The organism is Cryobacterium sp. PH31-L1 (assembly GCF_030063145.1).
GTDB lineage: Bacteria > Actinomycetota > Actinomycetes > Actinomycetales > Microbacteriaceae > Cryobacterium.
Map to the genome: position 1 here is coordinate 378,008 of NZ_JASISM010000001.1, position 22,049 is coordinate 400,056.

Consider the following 22,049-nt stretch of genomic DNA (forward strand, 5'->3'; position numbering starts at 1 on the left):
CTCCGCGTGACGACCCCGCGCAGCTGGCCCGTTGCATCCTCCTCAGGCTCAGGCTCAGGCTCAGGCTGCGCCGTGCTCGACGGCCAGGCGCAGCACCCGGCGGTGCAGCGGCACACTGACCTTCGCCGAGCCGGCCAGCGCGAGCCGCTTCCAGTCGCGACGACGCGCAGCGAGCAGCACCAGCCGCCAGGTGAGCCGGGACCGCAGCTCGGCGACGATCTCGTCGCGTTCGTCGGCGTCGTACGGGCCGCTCAGGGCATCCTTCAGCCCGGAGAGCAGAACGTAGCGCAGCCGAAAGTAGCCGTAGGAGTTGGAACCGATGATGCGGGTGTCGAGGGTGATCGCCGCGGTGGTGACGGCCTGCTCCACCAGCAGCAGCGACTCAGCCCGGCGCGATCCCGAGCGGATGATCGACCCACCGCGCACAACATAGGAATACAGCACATCCCTGATAACGGCCACACGATCGGCCGCGGCGAACAGCTGGGCCACCATGGCCAGGTCGGAGTGCACCCGGGCCGGGGTGAACTCGATCTCGCGCGTGAGCTCCCGGCGGAACAGTTTGTTCCACAGATGCCCGGTGAGGTCTCCGTCTAGCAACATTCCAAAAGCCTCGGCGCCGCTGATCGGACCATTCTGCGGCGGCGCAGCTAACGGGCGTCGTTGGCCGGGATAGACGTATTCGGCGCCGCAGACGATCACGTCGGCGCCGGTTGACCGGGCCGTCGCCACGAGTTTCTCGAGCGCCGTGAGAGCCCAGTCGTCGTCACAATCGACGAACCACAGAAATTCACCCCGGCTTTCGGCCACGGCGCGGGCACGGGCCCGGGCGACTCCGCCATTTTGCTCCTGCCGAAAATAGGAAACGCTGGCGTGCGCGGACGCAGCCCGTGTGCCGATCTGGGCCGTCGCATCCGTTGAGCCGTCGTCGACCACGATGATCTCGACCGACCCGGCGGCAGAAACGGCGATCGTCTGCAGCAGCAGGCGTTCGATGGCGTCGTGAAGAAATTCCGCCGCGTTGTAGGCCGGAACAATGACGCTCACGACCGGATGCCCGCTCGCTCCGGGCCGCTCCGGCCGCCCCGCGGCGTGCGCGCCGTTCACGCCGTGAGCTTTCGAATGGTGTCGGTCAGCTCCCGCAGAGACGCGCGGGCCTCCACAACGTGGCGCAGGATCGGCTCCCGGCGGCTGATCACGTCGCGAGCCCGGCGCTCGAGCGCCGCCGGGTCGGAGAGCGTCCAGCCGATCGTGGCACCCTTGATGTCGACGGCGTCAAGGGTGCGGGCCGCCTTGGACGGCCCAGCGTCAGCGATCACCAGCGGCAGCGCGCCCTCGGTGAGGCCGATCACGGCGGCGTGCAGCCGGTCAGTCACGACGAGCAGCGACCGCTGGTACACCTCGCGCAGGCGAAGTTCCTGCGCTGCATGGTCCGGGCCGTCCCAGACCAGGGCCGTGCCGCCGAGCGAGACCGCGAGTTCTTCGGCGAGGGGCCCGTCGCGTTCAATCTGCGACACCGTGACGATCTCGAGTCCGAGAGTGTCGGCCAGACGCTTCAGCGCCGCGAGCCAGGCCTCGTCGGGGCGTCGCCCGTTGTAGCGCACCGAGACCGCGAGAAGCGGGCGATCCGCGGTGGAGGCGAGCAGGTCGGCATCCGCTGCTCCCGTGGCGAAGGCCCAGTCGGGAGCGATACGGCCGAGCCCCATCGCGGAACGGCTGTAGGCGTCGCGCCAGGCCACCAGGTCGCACAGGCGCAGGGTCGCCGCCACCGGAATGCGCCAGCCGGTCTTCTGCCGCACGCCGAACCCGGCGTGCACGGCATGCCCGCCGCGTAGCCGGTTGAGCGCGAGGTGCGGTGCCAGCCGCAGGTAGCGCAGCGCGTAGCCACGCTGTAGCTCCATTTCGCCGGCGTTGAAGGCATACACGGATGCCTCCCGCAGTGTCGACCGCGAAATCTCGCGTCGCCACTCGCCGCTCGTGCGGTACACCCGGTCTTCGTCATGCAGGCCGAGCCCGCTCAGGTAGGAATCCTCGCGGGATCCAACAAAGACCTGCAGCTCGCCGGCCCCCCTCAGCGCGTCGAGAAAGGCCCTCCGCAGCACGGTGTCGCCGACATTGTCGATTTGGCCCATGGCCGAGGCGAAGATTCTCATGCGTGCTCCACGACCCGCAGCAGCACTCGTTCCAGGTCGGAGCCGCTGGCTTCCTCCGAGAATCGGGCCAGCCAGGGTTCGATGTTGTCGAGCGGCAGCTCGGCCGCCCGCAGTATGGCGTCGGCGAGGTCAACGGGATGCGCGGACAGCGCGAGTTCTCCCGTGATGCCGGGCACAATGGCATCCGCTACCCCGAGCGCCCCCGACACGGCGACCGCCGGATACCCGGCCGCTGCGGCCTCGACCAGCACATTGCCAAACCCTTCCCGGCTCGAGGTGAGCAGGGCCACCGCGTTGTCGCCGAAGTGGTCGAACCAGTTCTCGACCCAGCCGCGGTGGTGAAAGACCACGTTCTCCTGCCGGGCCGCGGCTTGCACGTCGTCGAGCAGCGGGCCGCCGCCGAAGGAGACGACCTCCACGGGCACACCTCTACGGGCGAGTTCGGCCGCGGCCGCAATGGCCAGCAGCGGACGCTTCTGCGCGACCAGTCGGCAGGCCAGCACGATCTGAATGCCATTGGCCGATCCGGGGCGGCGCTCGGATCGCTCCAGAATGGTAGTGCCACCGGCTTCGGCCGGAGCGGTACCGTCACCACTCACCTCGACCCGCGCCGCGGTCGTACCCGACCCGCGCGGGGTTCCGCGCAGCTTCGCAGTCGCGGGGTTGGCGACGACGGTGATGCGGTCGCCGCGCACCCCGAAAGCCGCGACCATTTCAGCGGCGACCGGGTGCGAGATGGCGATCACGTGGTCGGCCCACCGATACAGGCGCTTAGCGAACCAGATCTTCACCCGGTGGGCGAGGCCCGATCCGGGCAGTCCGAGCGACACCAGGTTGCGCTCGCTCACCAGCACGCGGGGCCGCAGTCGCACCGGGATCAGGCGGGCCGCCGTCAGCAGCACCAGGTTGGGGTGCGCCTGGAGGGAGATCGCCACGTCGGGCTGCCAGTCGAGCAGGCGGCGGCGCAGCGCGGCGGCTTTTCGCGCATGGCCGTGCTGGGCAGAGAGGGAAAAGGCCTCAACCCCGTCAGGTAGGTACTCTGGCTTCATCTCGGCGGCGGTGAGCACCACGCTCACCTCGTAGCCCTGGTCGGCGAGCCAGCCCATCCAGGTGCGGGCTACGAATTCTGCCCCGCCACCGTGCAGTGACGGAATGACAAAGAGGATGCGGCGGAGGGCTGGGTGCCCGCGCGCATAGTCGGGCGGGGTCTGGGAGGAGAGCGTCATGCGGGGCCTTGTCTGTGGGGAGTCGGGCTAGGGGCCGTCAGGGCAGGGGATTGGGAACGCGTTACACTCGGTAATCCCGAGAAGTTCAGGGCGGCCAGGCGCTGTACCTCGGGCAGCCGCGCGGCAAGCCGATCGCGATAGCTCTCTCGCTCGGCCAGCACGGCCAGAGCCACCGGGATCATGCGCTCGGCCAGGCCGATGCCGGGCTCGACGCATAGTTCTTGCGTGTCAAACAGCCGCATCATGCCGGCGACCTTGCCCTGGGTGGACAGGGCAACGGCAGGTACCGCGTGGAACATGGCCTGCACGGCCAGGTGCATGCGTCCGGTCAGCACGATGTCGGCGCCGGCGCACAGCCCGCGCACTTCGGCCGGGCTGAGCAGCCGGTTCACCAGGACCACCCGGGAATCCGTCTGCGCGCCAGAGACCGCAAGCCGGTCGAATACGGCTCGGCAGGCGGCCGCGTCGTCACCGCTGGTGCGCACGACGTGCGGCAGTAACACCACGCGGAGCCCCGCCTCCAGCAGTGTGGTGACGATTCGGGCGTACTCCGTGGTCTGGTCGAAGCTGCGGCCGACCAGCGCGCTCGCGTTGACCACGGCGTACCGGGCCGGCGTGGCCCCGAGATATTCCGTCACGGCCAGGCGGGAACTGGTGCGGGCGGCGAACACGGAGTCGGCGACATCCACCACGTTCTCGAAGCGATCAGCGCGGGCACGCTCGCTGGAGACCGGGTCACGCAGCTGCAACCGCGTTCCCATCCGGCCGGCCCGGGCGAGCGACCGGCGCACCCCTGCATTCGCGCGGCCGTTCCAGCTGAAGCCGAGAATGCGCGCTTCGACGCCGACGCTGCGGGCCAGACTGGCAACGTCCGCTCGTCGCGATGAGGCGCGCACGCTGTACGCGCCGTCCATGATGTCGGCACCGATCACGGTCAGCGACAGGGCGCCGTCGAGTACGGGAGCCAACAGTGCCATGGACTGGCGGTGCACCCGTCCAACGCCGTAGATCAGGTGCGGAATCGGCACGAGCTGCGCCCGCGAGGCATGCTGCGTGGGAATCCGCACGTCGGCCGGCCGCCGCACGAGCACCTGCACCGGCCCATCCACGTTTTCGAGATAAGCCTCGACCATTGCCTGGTCGCCGATATTGCCCTCGCCGGGCGGTGCGACGAGCACGTGCCAGCGCGGGGCGCGGGCGTCGAACGGGCGCAGCTGGTTGGTCGCGCGGCGCAGCGCGGCACGATCGCGCAGATACGGCAGAGCGGATGCCGCGGCCAGGCCGTGCGTGACCCGGTCCAGCCGGCGCATGATGCGCAGCCGGGTGCGGCCGGCCGTGCGGGAACGCGCTGGGTTGCGGGCGGGGGACAGCTGGTCGGTGTCGGTGTTGGTGTTGGTGTCAAGGCTGGGGCTGCCCGATTTCGACGCCTTCGCCGAACGCAGAAAGCTGCGCGCCTGGGTGATCGAGCGCACATCGCGGCGAAAGATCGGCCAGATCAGCATGACCAGGCCGATCGCGGCGAGCAGCGCGATCCCGCCGAGGGCGACGCGAGCGAACGGCAGTTCAATTGGAATCCACTGCACGGCGGCCCAGCTGACACCGGTGGCGAAACCGTAACCGAGAATGGCGCGCACGCCGGCCAGGAACATGGCGCGCGCCGGCGCATCCGTTACCCGGCTGATCCACCAGAGGCCGATCGGCCAGATCAGCGCCACGCCGATCGAGTACCCGGCGGCTACGCCGTAGACGCCCCACAGCGAGCCGATCAGCACGAACGCCACGAGCAACGGCCGAGTGGTGAGGGCGAAATACAGGTTCTGCTTGGTCGCGCCCTTCGACAGGAACACCCAATAGGTCGCGTAGGCGGCGGCTTCGAAGAACCCGGCGATGGCGAGAATCTGAAAGATCGGTGCGGAACCCAGCCACCGGCTGCCGAGCGCGATGCTGATGATCGGAAGGGCCTGCGCGCAGGAGAAGGCGAGCACGATGGTGACCGCGTGCAGCATGATGGTCTGCCCGAGCAGAATGAACCGGTCGTACTTGGGCGGGTCGTCCTGCAGCCTGGCCAGCACCGGCAGGGCCACCCGGGTAGACGGACCGTTGATCTGGTTGAGCGGCAGCAGCAGCAGCTGGAACGCCCGGTTGTACAGGCCGAGCGGACCGGCGCCGAGGGTGGCACCGATCACGATCGTGTCGGTGTTGCGACTGGCGTATCCGAGCAACTGGGTGCCGGCCAGGTTCGACCCGAACACGATCAGGTGGCGCATGGGCGCGGCGCGGTGATACCAGCCGGGAAACCAGTTGGTGACCGGAATGAGAATGATAATGGTGAGAATGCCCTGGCTGATCTGCTGCCCGGCGAGAGCCCAGTAGCCGAAGCCGTTCAGGGCCATGACGATGCCAACGGCCAGGCCGCCGACCTGCGCGCCGATCTCCGACCCGGCCAGGGCCACGAAATGAAAATTGCGGTTGAGGTCAGCGCGAAACTGGGTGGCCAGGCCGTTCAGCAGAAACGTTCCGGCGAGCACCTGGGTGAGCAGCACGAGCCGGTCGTCGCCGTATAGGGTGGCGATGAGCGGGCTGAACAGCACCGCGAGCAGCATGAGCGCGAGCCCGATCAGGCTGTTGATCCAGAACAGGTTGTCCTTCTGGTGCCGGCTCAGGTCGCGCACCTGAATAGCGGCCGACGACAGCCCGAAGTTGCGCAGCACCTCGCCGACGCCGATGATGGCAGCGACCGAAGCGACCAGGCCGTAGTCGCTCGGGTCGAGCAGTCGGCCGAGCACGACGATACCGCCGAGCTGCACGCCGATGCGAATAAGCTGGCCGACCAGGGTGGTCGATGCTCCGCGCCCCGCGGTGCGGCCAAGTCCGGCGGTCGAGCGGGGCTTTTCGGGGCTTCCCGGCTGAATCGTGGCGGTCAACGGATGCTCCGTCCGGCACGCACCGTGCGCCCGGTCAGCTGCAGGGCCCGTAGGTAGGTGTGATAGCTCTGCAGGCCGAGCGTCTTCCAGTCGCGCCCCGAGAGCTGCGGCCGCGGGCGCGAGCCGGCCGCGCGCATCCGCTCGAGGGTACCCACCAGAATTTGCGGAGTGAGCTCGCCCTCGTACAGGTAGATCCAGTCGGGGCCGACCTCCTCAGCCAGGGCCAGGTTCGATGGCGTCGACGGCACGAGCACCGGTCGATCCAGCGACAGCGCCACGAGCAGCACCCCGGAGTTGTGCATTTCGCGATAGGGCAGCACGACCAGTTCGGCCTCGCCGACCTCGATCACCAATTCCTCGTCGGAGACGAAACGCAGCACCGAGCTGATCCGCGCATCGCGGGCGGCTTCGGTGCTGATGATTTCACCCAGCCCGCTAGACGGCCGGCCCACAATGCGCAGCGTCAGGTCGGGCCGAGGCAGCGCCCGGAACACCTGCAGCAGCGTTTCGACGCCCTTGTATGGGCGGATCAAACCGAAATAGAGGATGCGCCCCGTCACCGAATCGGGCAGCACCATGCCGCTGAAACGGTCGCGATAGTGGCCGTGCAAAATGGTGACCGCCCGGGACTCGGGCTGGACCCGTGTGGTCGGGTTGAGCCGGATGACGAGGGCCGTGCGGGCGTCGAGCGCGTCCAGCGCGCGAGTTTCGGCATCGTGACCGGCCTCGTGCGGGGTCAGGTTGTGCGCGGTGCGCACGATCGGAATGCGTTGCAGCTTGGCGCGCAGCAGTAGGGCGTACAGCGCACCGCGGCGCAGCCGGGCTTTCAGGGGCCGCGGCGCGCGGATGAGAAGCTCGGGCCAGTGCACGTGAAAGACGTCATAGCGGCCGAGCAGCGCGGTGCGCCAGGAGAAGAATCGCATGGTCACCGCATCGGGAGCGCCCTCGACGACCTGGTTGACGTACCGAGTGGTGCCGTCGGGCGGACTCAGCGATTGTAAAACAGTCAGGTGTGCATTAAATGCTGTCATCATGCCCATTCCCCTTACGGGCCGGTGAAACGGATCGGCTAAACGGATCGACTCAAACATGAGAATCTGTCGGTTTAGCGTAGCGTGCAGGTAGCTTCTGCGTCAGAGCCGTGCATACCCCCGTTTGGGGCGCACTGATGCCGGCCGTGCAGCGGGTGCACGGCCGGATTCGAGCGGGCCGGTGGCATTCGTCCTGCTGGGGTTCAGCGCCAGAATCAGCAGCAGGCCCAGTAACAGGTGCATGGGGCGCAGCGCGTCGATCGCGTTGAAGCCGGCGATGCACACCGTGTAGGCCACGAGGGCGGCGGCAGCGCCGACCGCACGGCGGGACAGCGCGTGCGCGACGGCTGAGCCGATCATGAGCAGGAACAGCACGACGCCGGGCAGGCCGATGCTGATGAGCAGCTGCAGCAGCGAATTCTCGATGGTGACCTCGTTGAACAGGCGCCCGGTGATGCCGGACGTGCCGGGGCCTGACCCGATCCAGCCGGTGAGATTCGCGGCCTGTACCGACACCCACACGCCAAGGTCGCGGGCCTGCGAGGACAGTTCGGCCTCGACAGAGTTGTTGCGGGCGGTGAAGGCGTCGAACTGGAACAATCCCACCACGGCGACGACGAAGAGTCCAGCAAGCAGGGCGAATTTGCCCCAGCGCTTCTCGCCGCGCAGCACGAGCGACACCGCGTAGGCGAAACCCACGGCGATGGCGGCGGAGAGAATCGCCCCGCGAGAGACGGTCGCGACCAGGCCGAGACCACTGAAGACGGCCGCGGCGAGCGCCGGTTTGGAGTTCTCCTGCAGCCAGACGCCAATGGCCAGGGCGCAGGCCACCGCAAAGAACAGGGCGGCGAAGAGCGGATGCCCGAACGACGCGTCGGCCCGATACACGGACCAGTGCTGGTGATCGGTCAGCCCGAGCACCGAGAACAGGGTGCCCCAGATCGGGTTGAAGCGCAGCACCCCTTCGATGACGGCGTAGGCGCCGAGCCAGGCACCGAGCAGCAGCCAGGTGCGGCGAATCCAGTACGCCTCTCGGGTGCTGGTGCCGATGCACAGCGGCAGCAGTACGGCAGCGCTGAAGCTGATCATCCAGCCCAGGCTCGCCTGTAGGTCGGTGGTGCGCGTGAGGGTGAACAGCGTCCATACCAGGAACAGCAGCGCGAAGTAGCGGGTGGCCGATCGGAAGGGGGCCGGCGGGGTCGCTGGGCCGGCATCCGCTTTCGTCGGCAGCAGGCGCCGTATGGCCCAGATGACGATGATCATGGTGGTGAGCGGCAGAGCGCCGATCGGGCCGTCCTGCGGCAGGACGCGCGCCGGAACCAGCGCGAACGTTACAAGCGCGACGGCCGGCAGAATGTGCGCCGGCAGTAGAAACAGGGTGACGACGGCGGTGAAGGCCAGCAGGGTGAGCGGAATCACGATTATGCCCAGCGTGGTGATGTATCGGGGCATCACGACGCTGGCCACAATGACGATAAGTGCGGCGAGCACGACCAGAACGACCGGCGTGCTGCGCAATCGGCGCAGGGTGGAATCAAACATCGGCCGCCTCGGGTGGTAGTGGCGCAGTGTTGGCGCAGTGAATATTTCGGGTATTGCGCAGCACTATTGGTGCGAATAGCCGCAACGATAACACGTGAATTTTCCTCAGCGCCAGCGGAGCGGCAGAAAAAGCGGTTTTTGGATCAGCAGGACGGCGGGAACTGCGCCTTCAGAAATCCGGCACTCTGGTAGACGAACTGGTACGCCCATTTGCCGGGATCCATGGGCTGTTCGGCGCCGATCACCGCTAGTTCCCCCGCGTAGCAGCGGCTGATCTGCACCCGGGCCCGGCTCACGTGGTAGCTCGAGGTGACCACGATCACCCTGTTCCAGCCGCGTTCGGTCGCAAACGCCGCGATGGCTTCGGCCTCACCGCGGGTCGTTGTGGGGTGTGGATCGAAACACTCCACGGCGATCGTCGTGCCCGGTACCGGCACGGCTCGCGCACACAGATTCGCCGGCCGGGTATCACCGCCGAACGCGTCGGAGATGAAGATCTCTCCGCTGTACCCGGCTTCGGCGAGATGCACGGCCTTCGCCACCACGGCGGCGCTGCCGAGTCCGCCGAGCACGACGATGGCGTCGGCGGCGACCGGTTGGTCCTGGCGGGGGAACATGACGGTTCGCGTGTTGACGGCCAGGAGCCCTACGGTCAGGAGTACGAGCCCGGTGAGCACGATCAGCGCGCGCTGCCGGCGGGGTTGTCTCACTCGCTGCGCGGCAGCATCCGCTCTGCTGGTCGGGCTTCCACCGCCGCGACCGGAGGGCGACCGGAGAACCAGGACGGCACCGCGAATCCGTAGCGCAGCACCGGCAGATCGCGCACCAGCCGCCAGAACCCGAGCGAGGCGGCGACGGCACCCCCGGCGACGAGCAGAGGCAGCACCGGGCCGAGGCGCTCGAGCCAGGCCTGGCCGCGAGCGAGCAGCAGCAGGCTGGTCAGGGCCGAGACGAAGAGTACGTGCACCACGTAGATCGGCAGGGTGTTGCGGCCCACGTAGGTCAGCCAGGTGAACGCGCGAAAGCCCACCAGGAACCGGGCCAGGAGCAAGCCCGCGCCGAGCGCCAGCAGACTCACCAGTACCAGGCTGCCGGTGATGAACGGAACCCGGGCGTCGACGGTGAGAATGACGCCGGCGAGCACGAGAAAGGCCGCGCCGAACCCCAGCCCGAGCCCGAGGGCGCCGAATCGGCTGGGCCGGTTGACGAAGGCGAGGATCCACTCGCGCAGGTAGCACCCGAGCAGAAAGAACACGAAGTAGCGGCCGATGCCGTTCCAGGCGATATTTCCGGTGTCAGCACGAGCGAAGAACAACACCGATAGCACTGCGGCAACGCCGATTTGCACCCGCCAGTCGACGCGATTACGCATCAGTTTCGCGGCCACGAAGAACAAAGCGAGGGCGTAGAGAAACCACAGGCCATTGCTCGGGCGCACGGGGGCGAGCAACAGGTCGATCGGGTTGGTTTCATCGAAGCCCGCGGGGTTGGGCAGCAGCGAGAAATAGACGAAACGGATGACCGTCCACAGCAGCAGCGCCCACACCAGCAGGCTCAGCCGGGTGCGCCACAGGGCCGGCCAGGTGCGTTTGATGATCGAGCCGGCAAACAGGCCGGAGGCGAGAAAGAACAGCGGCATGCGAAACACGATGAACACCAGGTTGATCTTGTTCCACAGCTCGGGGGCCAGGCCGGAAAGCACCGTCCACTGCACGGCATGCGCCAGGGCTACGAGCAGAATGGCAATGCCTTTGGCGCCGTCGACCCAGTCGACCCTGGTGCGATCGATTGTGCTGGCCACAAGTGCCTCCCTGCTAGATCGACCAGTGCGTCAGACCGACCACGGTGTTATACCGACCACTGGGCGAAGGTTTTGATCATGTCGGTGTGGGCGAAGCCCGGCGTTTCATGGCCGAGCGTGTGATACATCACCTGGGTGTCGGCGGCGACGAGCTTGATTTTGTTGACCAGGGCGAGGCCGTTCTTGCTTGGCACGACGACGTCATCGGGGTGGGCATCGTCGGAGACGAGTACCTTGACCCGACTGTTGGTCCACGGTGTTGCGCTGATGCGTGCCGGGTTGGTGCCCTTGATCAGGGTGGGGTTGTCGGCGTAGGCGTCGCCGACGTGCGCCTGATTCTTGGTGTCGTAGGCGTAGAGCCACTCGTTGTCGTAGAGGCCGTTCACCATGTACAGGCCGCGAATGTAGGGGATGAGTTTCTTACCGTAGGTGTAGCAGGCGAGCGACCCGCCAAAAGAGGTGGCGCGCAGAAAGTTACGGCGCACGGTGTAGAGCGAGTTCAAGTAAGTCCAGGCGTTCTTCTGGGCAGTGGTGGCGATGGAGTTGGTGTACTGGGTGCCGCCGGCATTGATGCAGATGGCGATGCTGTTCTGGTCGACTACCAGTTCGCCCGGATATTTGAAGCCGCCATTCAGCGCGTTGTGAGAGCTGGAAGCCGCGTGGTAGAACCACACGGCACCGATGGCGGCGGTCGAGTTCATCGAGATTGTCTGCGGAATGAACAGGCGGGCTCGGTCCCCGCCGATGTCCACTTCAACGTTGTCGTAGAGCTTCTTGCCCTTCTGGGTGAGTACGTTGGACAGGCGCGAGACCTCTCCGGGTAGCTTCGGAGCGGTCGCAGCGAACGCGGAGGGGGCGCCGAGCGCACCGAAACCGAGCGTGGCCGCGCCAGCAGTTGACAAAGTGAGAAACTCTCGTCGCTTCATTCTGCCGAAGGTAGCAGAGAGAAACGGCGAGGTCCAACCGGAGAAGTTAGCGAAGGCGAATCGGGCGGGGCGTCGGGTGTGGTCCCAGGGTGAACCGCAGTACGATCAGCGCGAGAACAGTGCCGAAAAGTGCACCGAGGCTGTTGGCGATGACGTCGTTCACGGTCGCGAACCGTTCCGGCAGAAGAACCAGCTGGCCGAGCTCGATCATGGCGCTGATAATGGCGCCGGCCACCGGGCCGAGCCACCAGCGGCGCGCTCCGGCGAGTACCACGACGAGCAGACCTACCGGAATGAACAGCGCGATGTTGGCGGTGAACTCGATGGTGTCGTAACCGAACCGGTTCGGCATGCCGTGTGCGTGCAACCAGGTCACGAAAGCCCCGATTGACCCGTGCATGCCGCGGTCGACCGGCGTGGGCCAGAATGCGATCAGGGTGAGCAGCACCAGGTAGGCCAAGGTGATCCACAGGGCGCCGCGGCGCAGCCGCGTATGCCGACGTCGTCGAATCACAGTCATGTCAGGTCCTGCACACTCGTCAGCTTTGCCCTACCCGGCGGCAGCGGCCGGGCCGTTGCCGGCGACGCGTTTCGGCAGGGCAAAAACGAGTACGAGCGCGAGCAGGGCGAAACCAACGCTCACCGCCATCGCCATGGTGGCGCTGTGGGTGAAAGCCGTGGCGAGGGCATCCGCTCCCGGGCCGGTAACCGTCAGGGTGCTGAAGAAGACGCTGCCGATCACGGCGATGCCGACCGCGCTGCCGACGCGCTGCATCACGCCGACCACGCCGCTCGCACCGCCCGCTTCCGAACGGTCGACGGTGGCGACGATGAAGGACACGTTCGGGGCGATGAAGAATCCGCTGCCGAGGCCCGCGATGAACAGAGGCGGCAGTAAATGCCAGTTGGTCAGGTCGCCTGGGGTGGTCAGGAGCATGACCAGCCAGATCCAGGTCAGGCCGATCGTCACGAAGGCAACGCCGACCACGAGAATGGTGCGTCCGAGGCGCTTGGCCAGTCGGTCGCTCTGCGAGGCACCGAGAATCGTTCCGATCGCGAAGGGGATGGAGACCAGGCCCGACTCGAGGGCACTATGACCGAGGCCGGCCTGCCAGAGAATGGAAATGGTGAAGAAAATGCTGGTGAATGCCGCGAAGTAGACCAGCGCGAGAATGACACCACCTGTGAAAGCCGGGTGGGAGAACAAGTGCGGAGGCACGAGCGGGCTGCCGCTGCGCTTGGCGACGGACACTTCCCAGGCGCCGAAGGCCACCACGAGCAGCACTCCGGCACCGAGGGTGAGGAAGGTCCAGAGCGGCCAGCCCTGGTCCTGCCCCTCGATCAGCGGCACCAGGAGCGCGACCAGGCCGGCCGAGATGAGCACGAGGCCCAGCCAGTCGATGCCCGCCCGCGAGCTCTGTGGCTTCTGGGGGAGCGCGGCGCCGCCGGGCAGGAGAAAGACCGTGGCGATGAGGGCGAGAAGACCGATCGGCAGGTTCACCCAGAACACCAGTCGCCAGCCGTTTTCGACTCCGAAGGCTTCGATGATCAGTCCGCCGACGATCGGGCCCAGGGCCGTCGAAACACCGATGACCGAGCCCATGATGGCGTAGGCCTTGCCACGGGCCATTGGCGGAAACATCAGTTGGATGACGGCGGTCACGGCCGGCACGAACATTCCGCCGGCCAGGCCCTGAATGACCCGGGCGACGATGAGCTGCAGGTCGTTCTGTGCGAGTCCGCAGGCGAGGCTGGCCAGTGTGAACAGGGCCAGGCCGCTGAAGAACACCCACTTGTGGCCGTACCGGTCGCCCACCCGGCCCGCCGGAATGAGCGCGAGGCCGAAGGCGAGGGCGTAACCGGAGATGATCCACGACAGGGTAGCCTCACTGGCATCGAGGCTCGTGCGGATGCTCGGCAGCGCCACGTTCACGATGGTCGTGTCGAGCAGGGCCATGAACATCCCGGCGAGCAGCACGATCAGGGCCTGCCAGGCGCGGCGGGAGACGACGGGAGCTGCCGGAGTCGCGGGCAGAGAAGTCATGCGTGAGATCCTTTTGCACCGGTCTCCCGGCGATCCTCGGCAAGAGTGACGCTGATGCCGACAGACGATCGTACAACGAAACCCCCACTCGGTTGGAGTGGGGGTTTCGTTTGAGACTGACTTATCTACTGCTGTCGGGGTAACAGGATTTGAACCTGCGACCTCGTCGTCCCGAACGACGCGCGCTACCAAGCTGCGCCATACCCCGATGGCCCGTGGGCCTCAATCAGTATAGGCGCTCTGCGCCTCCCACGACGAATTGAGTCGGCAGCTAGGCTGCGGTCAGAGTCAGAAGGGTCGCCTCGGGCGGGCAAGCGAAGCGAACCGGCGCATAGATAGAAGTACCGAGGCCGGCCGAGACGTTCAGGAACGCCGTGCGCAGGCCGTGGTTCCAGAGGCTCAGGCCCTTCACCTGGCGGCGCGGAATGTCGCAATTGGTCACGAGCGCCCCGAAACCGGGAACGCAGACCTGACCGCCGTGGGTATGCCCGGCCAGGATCAGCTGGGCGCCGTGATTCACGAAGGAGTTCAGCACGCGTTGGTACGGCGCGTGCGCGACGCCCACCGTCAGCGTGGACCGCGGGGCCGCGGCTTCTTCCGGGTCGGGCCAGACGTCATCGCCGAGCGGATCGTTGGCCCGCAGGTCGTCAATCGCCCGTGTGATCAGGTCGAGCCGGTCTCGGCCGATGTGCGGGTCATCGACGCCGAAGAACTCCACGTGAGTGCCGTTCAGGTCGAGGGACTCGGCGGCGTTGTTGATGTCGGTCCAACCGAGATCGGCGAACACCCGGCGGAGGGCATCGGTGTCGAGCTCCTCGCGGCGCACAGTGCGCCGGCTGGACGGTCCGCCAAAGTAGGTGAACGGGTTCTTCAACTGCGGTCCGATGTAGTCATTGGAGCCGTTCACGAAGACTCCGGGAATACCCCGAAACGGTGCCAAGGCATATTCGATGCCCGTGACGCCGTCTTCATGCCCGAGGTTGTCGCCGGTGTCGACCACAAGATCAGGCTTCAACGCGGCGAGGCTGCGCACCCACTCCTGCTTGTTCTTCTGCCACGGAGCCATGTGCAGATCGGAGAGGTGCAGCACCCGAATGGGCGCCGACCCCGGAGCGAGCACCGGCACGCTCACCTCTCGCAGGGTGAATCGGGTGCGCTCCACGAGCGCGCCCCAGGCGAAGGCGGCCAGTCCGATGGCGCCCGCTGCCGCGAGCGACGTGCCGACGAGCCGACCGCCCTCGCCCAGGCGACGGAGCGCGGTCATCCGTTCTTCTTATCGGGGGCTGCCGTGGCGGGGGCTGGGGCGGTGTATTTTCCAATGACGATGGTCACGCCATCGCCAGGTCGGCCCGCCGCGCCGACGCCCGGCTGGATCGCCAGGACCTTGCCGTCCTGCGCCTTGTCCTCGGTGGCCTGTTCGAGCTTGGCCACCGTAAACGTGTATGGAGCGCCGCTGAGAATAGCGCGGGCATCCGTTTCGGTTTTGCCGATGACGTCGGGAATGGTCACGCCCGTGCCATCGCTCGAGCGCACCGTGACTGTGGCACCGCGAGTGGATGCCGATCCGCCGGCCGGATCCGTGCTGGCCACGGTTCCCGCTGGCAGCTCCGAACTGGTTACGCCGCCGTCGACGAAGTAGAAGCCAGCCGCTTCGAGGGTGGTCTTGGCTTCGGCCATGGATTTGCCGCGCACGTCGGGAACCGGAACGGCTACGGCGTTGATGACGTTGGACGAGGCCTCGGGAAAGGCATCTCCGCCGTACTTGGCGTTGGCGACGCTCATCACGTCAGGCCAGACGTAGTGACGGATGTACTGCGCTCCGACTCCATTCATGCTGAAGGTGCGCTGGTTCTTGAACGAGCCACTCACGTTGACCACTCCGACCACGGTGGCAACCTTGGTGCTGGCGCCGCTCATCCAGGTGTCCTTTGCCGAGTCGGTCGTTCCGGTCTTGCCGATAATCGGCACCTTGGGCGAGGTGCGGGAGCCGGACGCAGCGGCAGTACCGCCGCCAACGGTCGTGGTCGCCATGGCGTACTGCATGCCCGCAGCGACTTCGGGTGTGACGGACTGGGTGCAGGTTGATTTCGGTACCGGCAACTCGGCTCCGTCAGACCCGACCATGCTTCGGATGGCGATGGGCGTGCAGGTCATGCCGTTGTCGGCAATGCCGGCAAAAGCGACGGCCATGGTGAGCGGGGCGATGTAGTTCGTACCGATGACCGACGACGCATTCTGGCCGAGCTTGCCTCCGTCTGCCGCGTGCACGTCGAAGGCCTCAGCGGTCTTCTTTATGCCGCACAGGTCGAGCTTCTTGGCCATCCCGATGAAGCCGGTGTTGATCGACCGGGTGGTCGAGTGCAGTGCCGTTTCATTGGGGCCGCCCTCGCCACCGTCGTTGCGGGGGCTGAACCCCTGGGCGTCATAGTTCTGTGGTCCGAGGCAGCTGTCCTGGAACGTTCCCCAGTTCGATTTGACCCGCGAGTCGACCCGCTCGGTGAGGGCGTGCCCCTCCTTCAGCCATTCGGCGAGCGTGAAGACCTTGTATGTTGAACCGGGCTGGAATCCGCCGGAACCGCCCATAGCGAAGTCGGTGTTGTAGTTGATGCTGGTGAAGTCACTGCCGGCTGGCTGTGGCACCTGGCTGTAGTCTTTGTTTTGCGCCATGGCGAGCACCTCACCGGTACCCACCTTGACGCTAGAGACGACCCCGCCGACATCCCAGCCGGGATAAGTCTTGGGGACGTACTTGTTTAGGGAGGTCTCGGCGGCATTCTGAAGGTCGAGGTCGAGCGTGGTGTAGACGTTGAATCCGCCGCGCTTGAAGTTTGCGAGGCGCTCTTCTTCGGTCGCGCCGAACGTCACATCGGTCTTGAGAATCTTGGTGACGTAGTCGCAAAAATACGCACTGCCGCCAGCGGTCTGGCAGCCCGTGCTGGGAACGGTGATGACAGGCTCGATCGGCGTGGCGACGGCCGCGTCATAGTCGGCCTGGCTGATCTTGTCGTACTTGAGCATCTCGGTGAGTATGTAGTCGCGCCGCACCTTGTTGGCGGCGTAGCCGTTGGCCGCGCCGTTGGTTTCGCTGTCAGGGTGGTCCAGCTGAAACTTGACCGGGTTGTTCACGATGGCCACCAGGCTCGCCGCTTGCGGCAGGGTCAGGTTGAGTGCGGTGGTGTTGAAGTAGTAGTTGGCGGCGGCTTCGATGCCGTAGACCGTTCCGCCGTAGCCGGCGATGTTGAGGTACCCGCGAAGAATGTCTGCCTTCTCGTATTTCTTCTCCAGGCCGATGGCAAGGCGCATCTCGCGCAGCTTGCGATCGGCCGTGGTCTGGGTCGCGTCGGTATAGCACTCCTTCGCCGCATCGGCGTCGGTCATGACCTCGCACTTTTGGACCAGAACGTTCTTGACATATTGCTGAGTGATCGATGAACCACCGCGGGTGCCACCGCCGGCCAGGGTTTGCACAGCGCCATTGAAGCTGGACTGAATGTCGACCCCGCCGTGCTCCATGAAACGCGGGTCCTCACCGGCAATCGCGGCGTCCTTGGCGAACTGGCTGATCGCGTCGGAAGCGACGTCAACCCGGTTCTGTTCGTAGAACGAGGCGAGAAGCACGCGGGTGCCCACCGGATCCTCGGCGTTGGTCGAGGCGTAAATGTTGCTCTTCTGCGCCAGCCGATCGATGGAGAGATACTCGGGCAGATTGTCGAACACGTTGATGGTGTTCGTTGCGGCTATGCCGGACAGGGCAACGGCGGGGGCGACGGCGGCGGTCACGAGAATGCCGGCAACGGCGCTCATCCCGACGAAACCCAGGAAACCCCCCAGAGCCCCGCTCACGGTTCGATTTTTGGCAGACATACACTTGAGCGTAAACGACAAATCTGAACGACCGCCTCAATAGGAGACTTATGCCCGCCTGGGAGTACCTCACAACGCCGTTGATGATCCACAACACGGCCGCCATTTTGAACAACTGGGGCTCTGACGGGTGGGAACTCGTGCAGGTGGTAACCGGCCCCGAAGGCGGCCTGGTGGCCTACCTGAAGCGCCCGCTCGCCGCCAAGGAAGAGGCCTGATCGTGTCGAAGATCGAAGCACGCCTGGCCGAACTGGGCCTGGAATTGCCGAGTGTCGTGCCGCCGGTCGCTGCCTACCTGCCCGCCGTGATCAGCAACGGGTTCGTCTATACCGCCGGCCAGCTGCCCATGGTGTCCGGCGCGCTGCCCGCCGCCGGCAAGGTCGGTGACGGTCAGGGCCTCGTTCCCGCCGCTGACGCCCAGGAATATGCCCGCATCTGTGCCCTCAACGGCCTCGCCGCTATCAAGAGCGTCATCGGCTCGCTCGACCGCATCACCCAGGTGGTCAAGGTCACCGGCTTCGTTGCCTCCGACCCGTCATTCACCGGTCAGCCGACCGTGGTCAACGGAGCCTCCGATGTTCTCGTGGAGATCTTCGGCGACATCGGCCGGCATGCGCGTTCGGCCGTTGGCGTGGCGGTGCTGCCGCTCGACGCCCCGGTCGAGGTGGAGTTCGTCGTCGCGTTTGCCTGACGGCGGTTACGTGCGCGGCGCGAGCCGGGGCATCCGCTCTGAAATGGATGCCCCGGCTCGCGTTCCATATATTTGCGCCGGTCGCTCGACCCACCGCGTCATCGCTTGCGCCATCAGCAGACTGAGCGGCACCGACACCAGAGCGCCCAGCCACCAGCGACCCGGTCCGGCGAGCAGTGCGAACGCCACCACGATCGGAAAATGCACCAGGTAGAGGCTGAAGCTGATCGAGCCCAGCCAGGCGAACAGTCGGCGTACCAGCTGCCCTCGGTCGCTGACCCGCTGCGCAGCCGGCCAGAACGCCACGGTCGCCACGATTACGAACGCGCCGGCCACCCGCAGCGACAGGGTGACGTCGCTCCACGCGCCGCTCGTCAGCGGACGCAGCATCCAATAGGCCACGAGCAGGAACGGGCCGAGCGCGGTCAGAGCCCATCCCAGCAGGCGACCCCTGAGCCGTTCGACCAGCCGCTCGCTGCACCGCTGCAGCTCGTCAAAGTTGGCAGCCAGGAGGGCGCCGAGTGCGAACGGCGGCAGATACATGAGCGGCTGAGTGGTTGTGACGTAGCCGAGGCTGGCGAGGGCACACCAGAAAGCGGCCCAGAGCAGCAGCAGCGAGAACCACATTTCCCAGACCAGGGACCACAGCGGCGGGTTGATGTCCGGGCGCCGGGTCTCGCCGATGATACTGGCCTCCCTCAGCAGGTTACCGAGGCCCAGGTCAGGAGTGTCCTGCCGGGCCAGCCACGGCCCGCCGGCCGTGCCCACTGCGCGCGGCACCAGCACAATCCAGATGACAGCCAGGCCCACCGACACCAGCACGGGTACGGCCAAACGGATGACGCGGCGCACGTAGTAGGCCACCCAGTCGTACCGCGGGCCGTTCCAGCGGGCAGCCAACGGGGACCTCACGAGCACGAAGCCGCTCAGCACAAAGAACACCAGCACGAACTCGGGGCCGGCCAGCAACACCTTGAGCGGGGACAGGGTGGCCCACCAGCCAACGGAGAACACGGTCAGGTCGGCGCTCGACTCGTAGGCTGCGGCGATCTGCGGCACCGTCATCGACACGTGGTGCACCAGCACAACAACGGCGGCCACCCCGCGCAGCGCATCCAGCCGGCCGAGGCGACCGCGCCCGGGTGTCGCGGCTGAAGTCATGTCCACACAGTAGGGCCCCTGGCTGGTTCCCGGGCAGGAGCCGGCATATCTCCTGCAATTTGTGGGGGCCGGGAGAGGCATCCGCGAGAGCCCAGGGGCCAGATCTGCCGTGGCTGTGAACTGCAGGAGTTATGGTGCCGGGGGAACGGCAACGGCCGCCTTCCGGAAGGAAGACGGCCGTCGCTGGTGTTGGCTGGCTACTTCTTCATCTGCGAGGTGATGGTGTTCATGACCATCGTGTCGGCGAGGGTGGTGACGTCGCCGACGTCGCGTCCCTCGGCCGCGTCTCGCAGCAGACGGCGCATGATCTTGCCGGAGCGGGTCTTCGGCAGCTCGTCCACGATGTAGATGTCGCGCGGGCGGGCAATGGCACCGATCTGCTGGGCCACGTGGGCTCGCAGGATGCTGACGATGTCCTCGTGCGAGGCAATCTCAGCCTGGCTGAACTTGATCACGACGAACGCGACGACCGCCTGACCGGTGGTCTCGTCGGCGGCACCGACCACGGCGGCTTCGGCCGTGAGCGAGTGGGCAACGAGAGACGACTCGATTTCGGCGGTGGACAGGCGGTGGCCCGACACGTTCATGACGTCGTCGACACGGCCGAGCAACCAGATATCACCGTCGTGGTCGAGCCTGGCGCCGTCGCCGGCGAAGTACAGCGGGCCGTCTTTCGCGCCGGTTGTGCCCTCGAACTTGTCCCAGTAGGTCTCCTTGAAGCGCTCGGGGTCGCCCCAGATGCCGCGGAGCATGGCTGGCCAGGGCTGGGTGACCACGAGGAGTCCGCCGTTCCCGTGGCCGACGTGCACGCCGTCGTCATCGAGCACGTCGATGGTGATGCCGGGAACCGGAACCTGGGCGGCGCCCGGCTTGGTTTCGGTGAGGCCGGCGAGGGCCGAGACCATGATCGAGCCGGTCTCGGTCTGCCACCACGTGTCGACGATCGGAGTCAGGTTGCTGCCGATGACCTCGCGGTACCACATCCACGCTTCGGGGTTGATGGGCTCGCCCACCGAGCCGAGCACGCGCAGGCTCGACAGGTCGAACTTCTGCGGAATCTGTCGGCCCAGCTTCATGAACGTGCGGATCGCGGTCGGCGCTGTATACAGAATCGAGACCTTGTACTTTTCGATGATTTCCCACCAGCGACCGGTGTGCGGGGAGTCGGGGGTGCCCTCGTAGAGCACCTGGGTGGCGCCGTTGGCGAGCGGTCCGTAAACCACGTAGCTGTGTCCGGTGATCCAGCCGACGTCGGCGGTGCACCAGTAGACATCCGTTTCGGGCTTGAGGTCGAAGACGTTCTGGTGGGTGAACGCGTTCTGGGTCAGGTAGCCGCCGCTGGTGTGCAGGATGCCCTTGGGCGCGCCGGTCGTGCCCGATGTATACAGAATGAAGAGCGGGTTCTCGGCCGGGAAAGCTCCGGCCTCGTGCTCGGGAGAGGCCGTCTCCATGGCGTCGGACCACCAGATGTCGCGGTCGTTCCACTGCACGTCCTGGCCGGTGCGCTTGACCACGAGCACGTTCTTCACCGAGGAGTCGTTGGACTGCAGTGCGGCGTCGACGGCCGGCTTGAGGGCGCTGATCTTGCCCTTGCGGTAGCCGCCATCGGCCGTGATGACGAGCACGGCATTGGCATCGTCGATGCGTGAGCGCAGGCTTTCGGCGCTGAATCCACCGAAGATGACGGAGTGCACGGCGCCGATGCGGGCCACGGCGAGCATGGAGATGACCGCCTCGGGAATCATCGGCAGGTAGACGGCCACGCGGTCGCCGGCGGTGACCCCGAGGCCGAGCAGCACGTTGGCGGCCCTTTTGACCTCGGTGGTCAGCTCGGCATAGGTGTAGCTGCGGGAATCGCCGGGCTCTCCTTCAAAGTACAGCGCCACGCGGTCGCCGTTTCCGGCCAGAACGTGGCGGTCGAGGCAGTTGTAGGCGACATTGAGTTCGCCGTCTTCGAACCACTTGGCGAACGGCGGGTTGGTCCAGTCGAGGGTCTTGGTGAACGGCTTGTGCCAGTGCAGCAGATTGCGGGCCTGATCAGCCCAAAAGGCGGTCGGGTCGTTCTGTGCTTCGGCGTACAGGTCCGGTGTCGCTGCTGTCTGCGCGGCGAACTCGGGAGTGGGCGCGAATCGACGCGATTCGTGCAGGAGGGTGTCAATTTTAACCGTCATATGTGTAATTCGCTCCTTTGCGGTACGTGCATGCAGGACATCGCCAGCTCACCTGAACCCTACCGGTTCCGGACCAATCTCTGTATACACAAACGAAATACTGAGAAATGGACCCCCGTTTCAGGGTGATTTTGTACCCCCCGCCCGAGTGTCCTCTCTAATGAGGACATTGGACTTGCATTTTGAGCGCGGCTGCGTAAACTGAAACACGTCTGAACGAAAGTTTTGACCAGCGTCGCGTACGGTTCCCCCCAATCTGCGCGATGCTAGGCGGCACCTGTTCCCCCCAATAGGTGCCGCCCCTTCTATTTAACGGGTTCGACTTCAACGAGTCGACCGTTTGTTAGACCCGCGCGAAGTTGTGCGGTGCGGGCGCTGTATTGAACTGGGTGCGGAGGTCGTGCTGGTGCAACTCCTCCACAGCTTCCTCGGCCCCCTGGTTGTCCACAGATTGTGCCGGCCCAGCCGGCGCCGTCACCGCTCGCCGTACCGTCGAAGCATGGGCCAGCCTTTCG

General features: G+C 66.2%; 17 protein-coding genes and 1 tRNA gene. 2 read left to right on the top strand and 16 right to left on the bottom strand.

The annotated features are described in order from the left end of the window. Window positions 1-60 precede the first annotated feature (60 nt). The 14 genes from QMF22_RS01810 to QMF22_RS01875 form a co-directional block, all read right to left on the bottom strand. Window positions 61-1,107, bottom strand: a complete 1,047-nt coding sequence (locus QMF22_RS01810) for a glycosyltransferase family 2 protein (protein WP_283449772.1) — start codon at window positions 1,105-1,107, stop codon at window positions 61-63. Continuing rightward, entirely contained in the window at window positions 1,104-2,153 is a 1,050-nt protein-coding gene (locus tag QMF22_RS01815; RefSeq protein ID WP_283449774.1) for a polysaccharide pyruvyl transferase family protein, read from the bottom strand. Before QMF22_RS01815 ends, QMF22_RS01810 begins: the two co-directional genes overlap by 4 nt. Beyond that, window positions 2,150-3,379, bottom strand: coding sequence for a glycosyltransferase (locus QMF22_RS01820; RefSeq protein ID WP_283449776.1), 1,230 nt, complete (start codon window positions 3,377-3,379; stop codon window positions 2,150-2,152). The genes QMF22_RS01815 and QMF22_RS01820 overlap by 4 nt, the downstream gene beginning before the upstream one ends. Further along, window positions 3,376-6,303 (bottom strand): oligosaccharide flippase family protein, encoded by a 2,928-nt coding sequence (locus QMF22_RS01825; RefSeq protein ID WP_283449778.1) that lies wholly within the window; start codon window positions 6,301-6,303, stop codon window positions 3,376-3,378. Before QMF22_RS01825 ends, QMF22_RS01820 begins: the two co-directional genes overlap by 4 nt. Next, the gene (locus QMF22_RS01830) at window positions 6,300-7,337 is read right to left on the bottom strand and encodes a glycosyltransferase (protein WP_283449780.1); all 1,038 of its coding nucleotides are present in this window, start codon (window positions 7,335-7,337) and stop codon (window positions 6,300-6,302) included. Before QMF22_RS01830 ends, QMF22_RS01825 begins: the two co-directional genes overlap by 4 nt. Before the next feature lie 99 nt (window positions 7,338-7,436). Then, the gene (locus tag QMF22_RS01835) at window positions 7,437-8,876 is read right to left on the bottom strand and encodes an O-antigen ligase family protein (RefSeq protein WP_283449782.1); all 1,440 of its coding nucleotides are present in this window, start codon (window positions 8,874-8,876) and stop codon (window positions 7,437-7,439) included. Between the two features lie 143 nt (window positions 8,877-9,019). After that, window positions 9,020-9,586 carry a YdcF family protein gene (locus QMF22_RS01840; protein ID WP_283449784.1) on the bottom strand — a complete coding sequence of 189 codons (567 nt, stop codon included), beginning with the start codon at window positions 9,584-9,586 and terminating at the stop codon, window positions 9,020-9,022. Further along, entirely contained in the window at window positions 9,583-10,677 is a 1,095-nt protein-coding gene (locus QMF22_RS01845) for an acyltransferase family protein (RefSeq protein WP_283449787.1), read from the bottom strand. The genes QMF22_RS01840 and QMF22_RS01845 overlap by 4 nt, the downstream gene beginning before the upstream one ends. A 47-nt stretch (window positions 10,678-10,724) precedes the next feature. Beyond that, entirely contained in the window at window positions 10,725-11,603 is an 879-nt protein-coding gene (locus QMF22_RS01850) for a hypothetical protein (RefSeq protein WP_283449788.1), read from the bottom strand. A 46-nt stretch (window positions 11,604-11,649) separates the two neighbouring features. Next, window positions 11,650-12,123, bottom strand: a complete 474-nt coding sequence (locus QMF22_RS01855; protein ID WP_283449791.1) for a VanZ family protein — start codon at window positions 12,121-12,123, stop codon at window positions 11,650-11,652. Between the two features lie 30 nt (window positions 12,124-12,153). After that, window positions 12,154-13,647, bottom strand: coding sequence for a DHA2 family efflux MFS transporter permease subunit (locus QMF22_RS01860; protein WP_283449793.1), 1,494 nt, complete (start codon window positions 13,645-13,647; stop codon window positions 12,154-12,156). Window positions 13,648-13,781: 134 nt separating this feature from the next. Next, a tRNA-Pro gene (locus QMF22_RS01865) sits at window positions 13,782-13,855 on the bottom strand. A gap of 63 nt (window positions 13,856-13,918) precedes the next feature. Further along, window positions 13,919-14,911, bottom strand: coding sequence for a metallophosphoesterase (locus QMF22_RS01870; RefSeq protein ID WP_283449795.1), 993 nt, complete (start codon window positions 14,909-14,911; stop codon window positions 13,919-13,921). Beyond that, window positions 14,908-17,490 carry a transglycosylase domain-containing protein gene (locus QMF22_RS01875; RefSeq protein ID WP_283449798.1) on the bottom strand — a complete coding sequence of 861 codons (2,583 nt, stop codon included), beginning with the start codon at window positions 17,488-17,490 and terminating at the stop codon, window positions 14,908-14,910. Before QMF22_RS01875 ends, QMF22_RS01870 begins: the two co-directional genes overlap by 4 nt. A 71-nt stretch (window positions 17,491-17,561) precedes the next feature. On the opposite strand from QMF22_RS01875, the gene sp36 reads away from it, so the two are divergent. Then, the gene (gene sp36 / locus QMF22_RS01880; protein ID WP_167395121.1) at window positions 17,562-17,729 is read left to right on the top strand and encodes a Sp36 family protein; all 168 of its coding nucleotides are present in this window, start codon (window positions 17,562-17,564) and stop codon (window positions 17,727-17,729) included. A 2-nt stretch (window positions 17,730-17,731) separates the two neighbouring features. After that, window positions 17,732-18,202, top strand: a complete 471-nt coding sequence (locus tag QMF22_RS01885; RefSeq protein WP_283449801.1) for a RidA family protein — start codon at window positions 17,732-17,734, stop codon at window positions 18,200-18,202. A 6-nt stretch (window positions 18,203-18,208) separates the two neighbouring features. On the opposite strand, the gene QMF22_RS01890 is transcribed toward QMF22_RS01885, so the two are convergent. Both QMF22_RS01890 and acs read right to left on the bottom strand, forming a co-directional pair. Then, a complete protein-coding gene (locus tag QMF22_RS01890; protein ID WP_283449803.1) occupies window positions 18,209-19,363 on the bottom strand; it encodes an acyltransferase family protein in 1,155 nt (384 codons plus the stop codon). 197 nt (window positions 19,364-19,560) lie between these two features. After that, entirely contained in the window at window positions 19,561-21,534 is a 1,974-nt protein-coding gene (acs, locus tag QMF22_RS01895; RefSeq protein WP_283449805.1) for an acetate--CoA ligase, read from the bottom strand. Window positions 21,535-22,049: the final 515 nt, after the last annotated feature.

Coding starts and splice junctions, on each gene's coding strand:
- QMF22_RS01815 (WP_283449774.1), bottom strand. CDS start 2,153: ATGAGAATCTTCGCCTCGGCCATGGGCCAAATCGACAATGTCGGCGAC.
- QMF22_RS01820 (WP_283449776.1), bottom strand. CDS start 3,379: ATGACGCTCTCCTCCCAGACCCCGCCCGACTATGCGCGCGGGCACCCA.
- QMF22_RS01830 (WP_283449780.1), bottom strand. CDS start 7,337: ATGATGACAGCATTTAATGCACACCTGACTGTTTTACAATCGCTGAGT.
- QMF22_RS01835 (WP_283449782.1), bottom strand. CDS start 8,876: ATGTTTGATTCCACCCTGCGCCGATTGCGCAGCACGCCGGTCGTTCTG.
- QMF22_RS01850 (WP_283449788.1), bottom strand. CDS start 11,603: ATGAAGCGACGAGAGTTTCTCACTTTGTCAACTGCTGGCGCGGCCACG.
- QMF22_RS01855 (WP_283449791.1), bottom strand. CDS start 12,123: ATGACTGTGATTCGACGACGTCGGCATACGCGGCTGCGCCGCGGCGCC.
- QMF22_RS01860 (WP_283449793.1), bottom strand. CDS start 13,647: ATGACTTCTCTGCCCGCGACTCCGGCAGCTCCCGTCGTCTCCCGCCGC.
- QMF22_RS01870 (WP_283449795.1), bottom strand. CDS start 14,911: ATGACCGCGCTCCGTCGCCTGGGCGAGGGCGGTCGGCTCGTCGGCACG.
- sp36 (WP_167395121.1), top strand. CDS start 17,562: ATGCCCGCCTGGGAGTACCTCACAACGCCGTTGATGATCCACAACACG.
- QMF22_RS01890 (WP_283449803.1), bottom strand. CDS start 19,363: ATGACTTCAGCCGCGACACCCGGGCGCGGTCGCCTCGGCCGGCTGGAT.
- acs (WP_283449805.1), bottom strand. CDS start 21,534: ATGACGGTTAAAATTGACACCCTCCTGCACGAATCGCGTCGATTCGCG.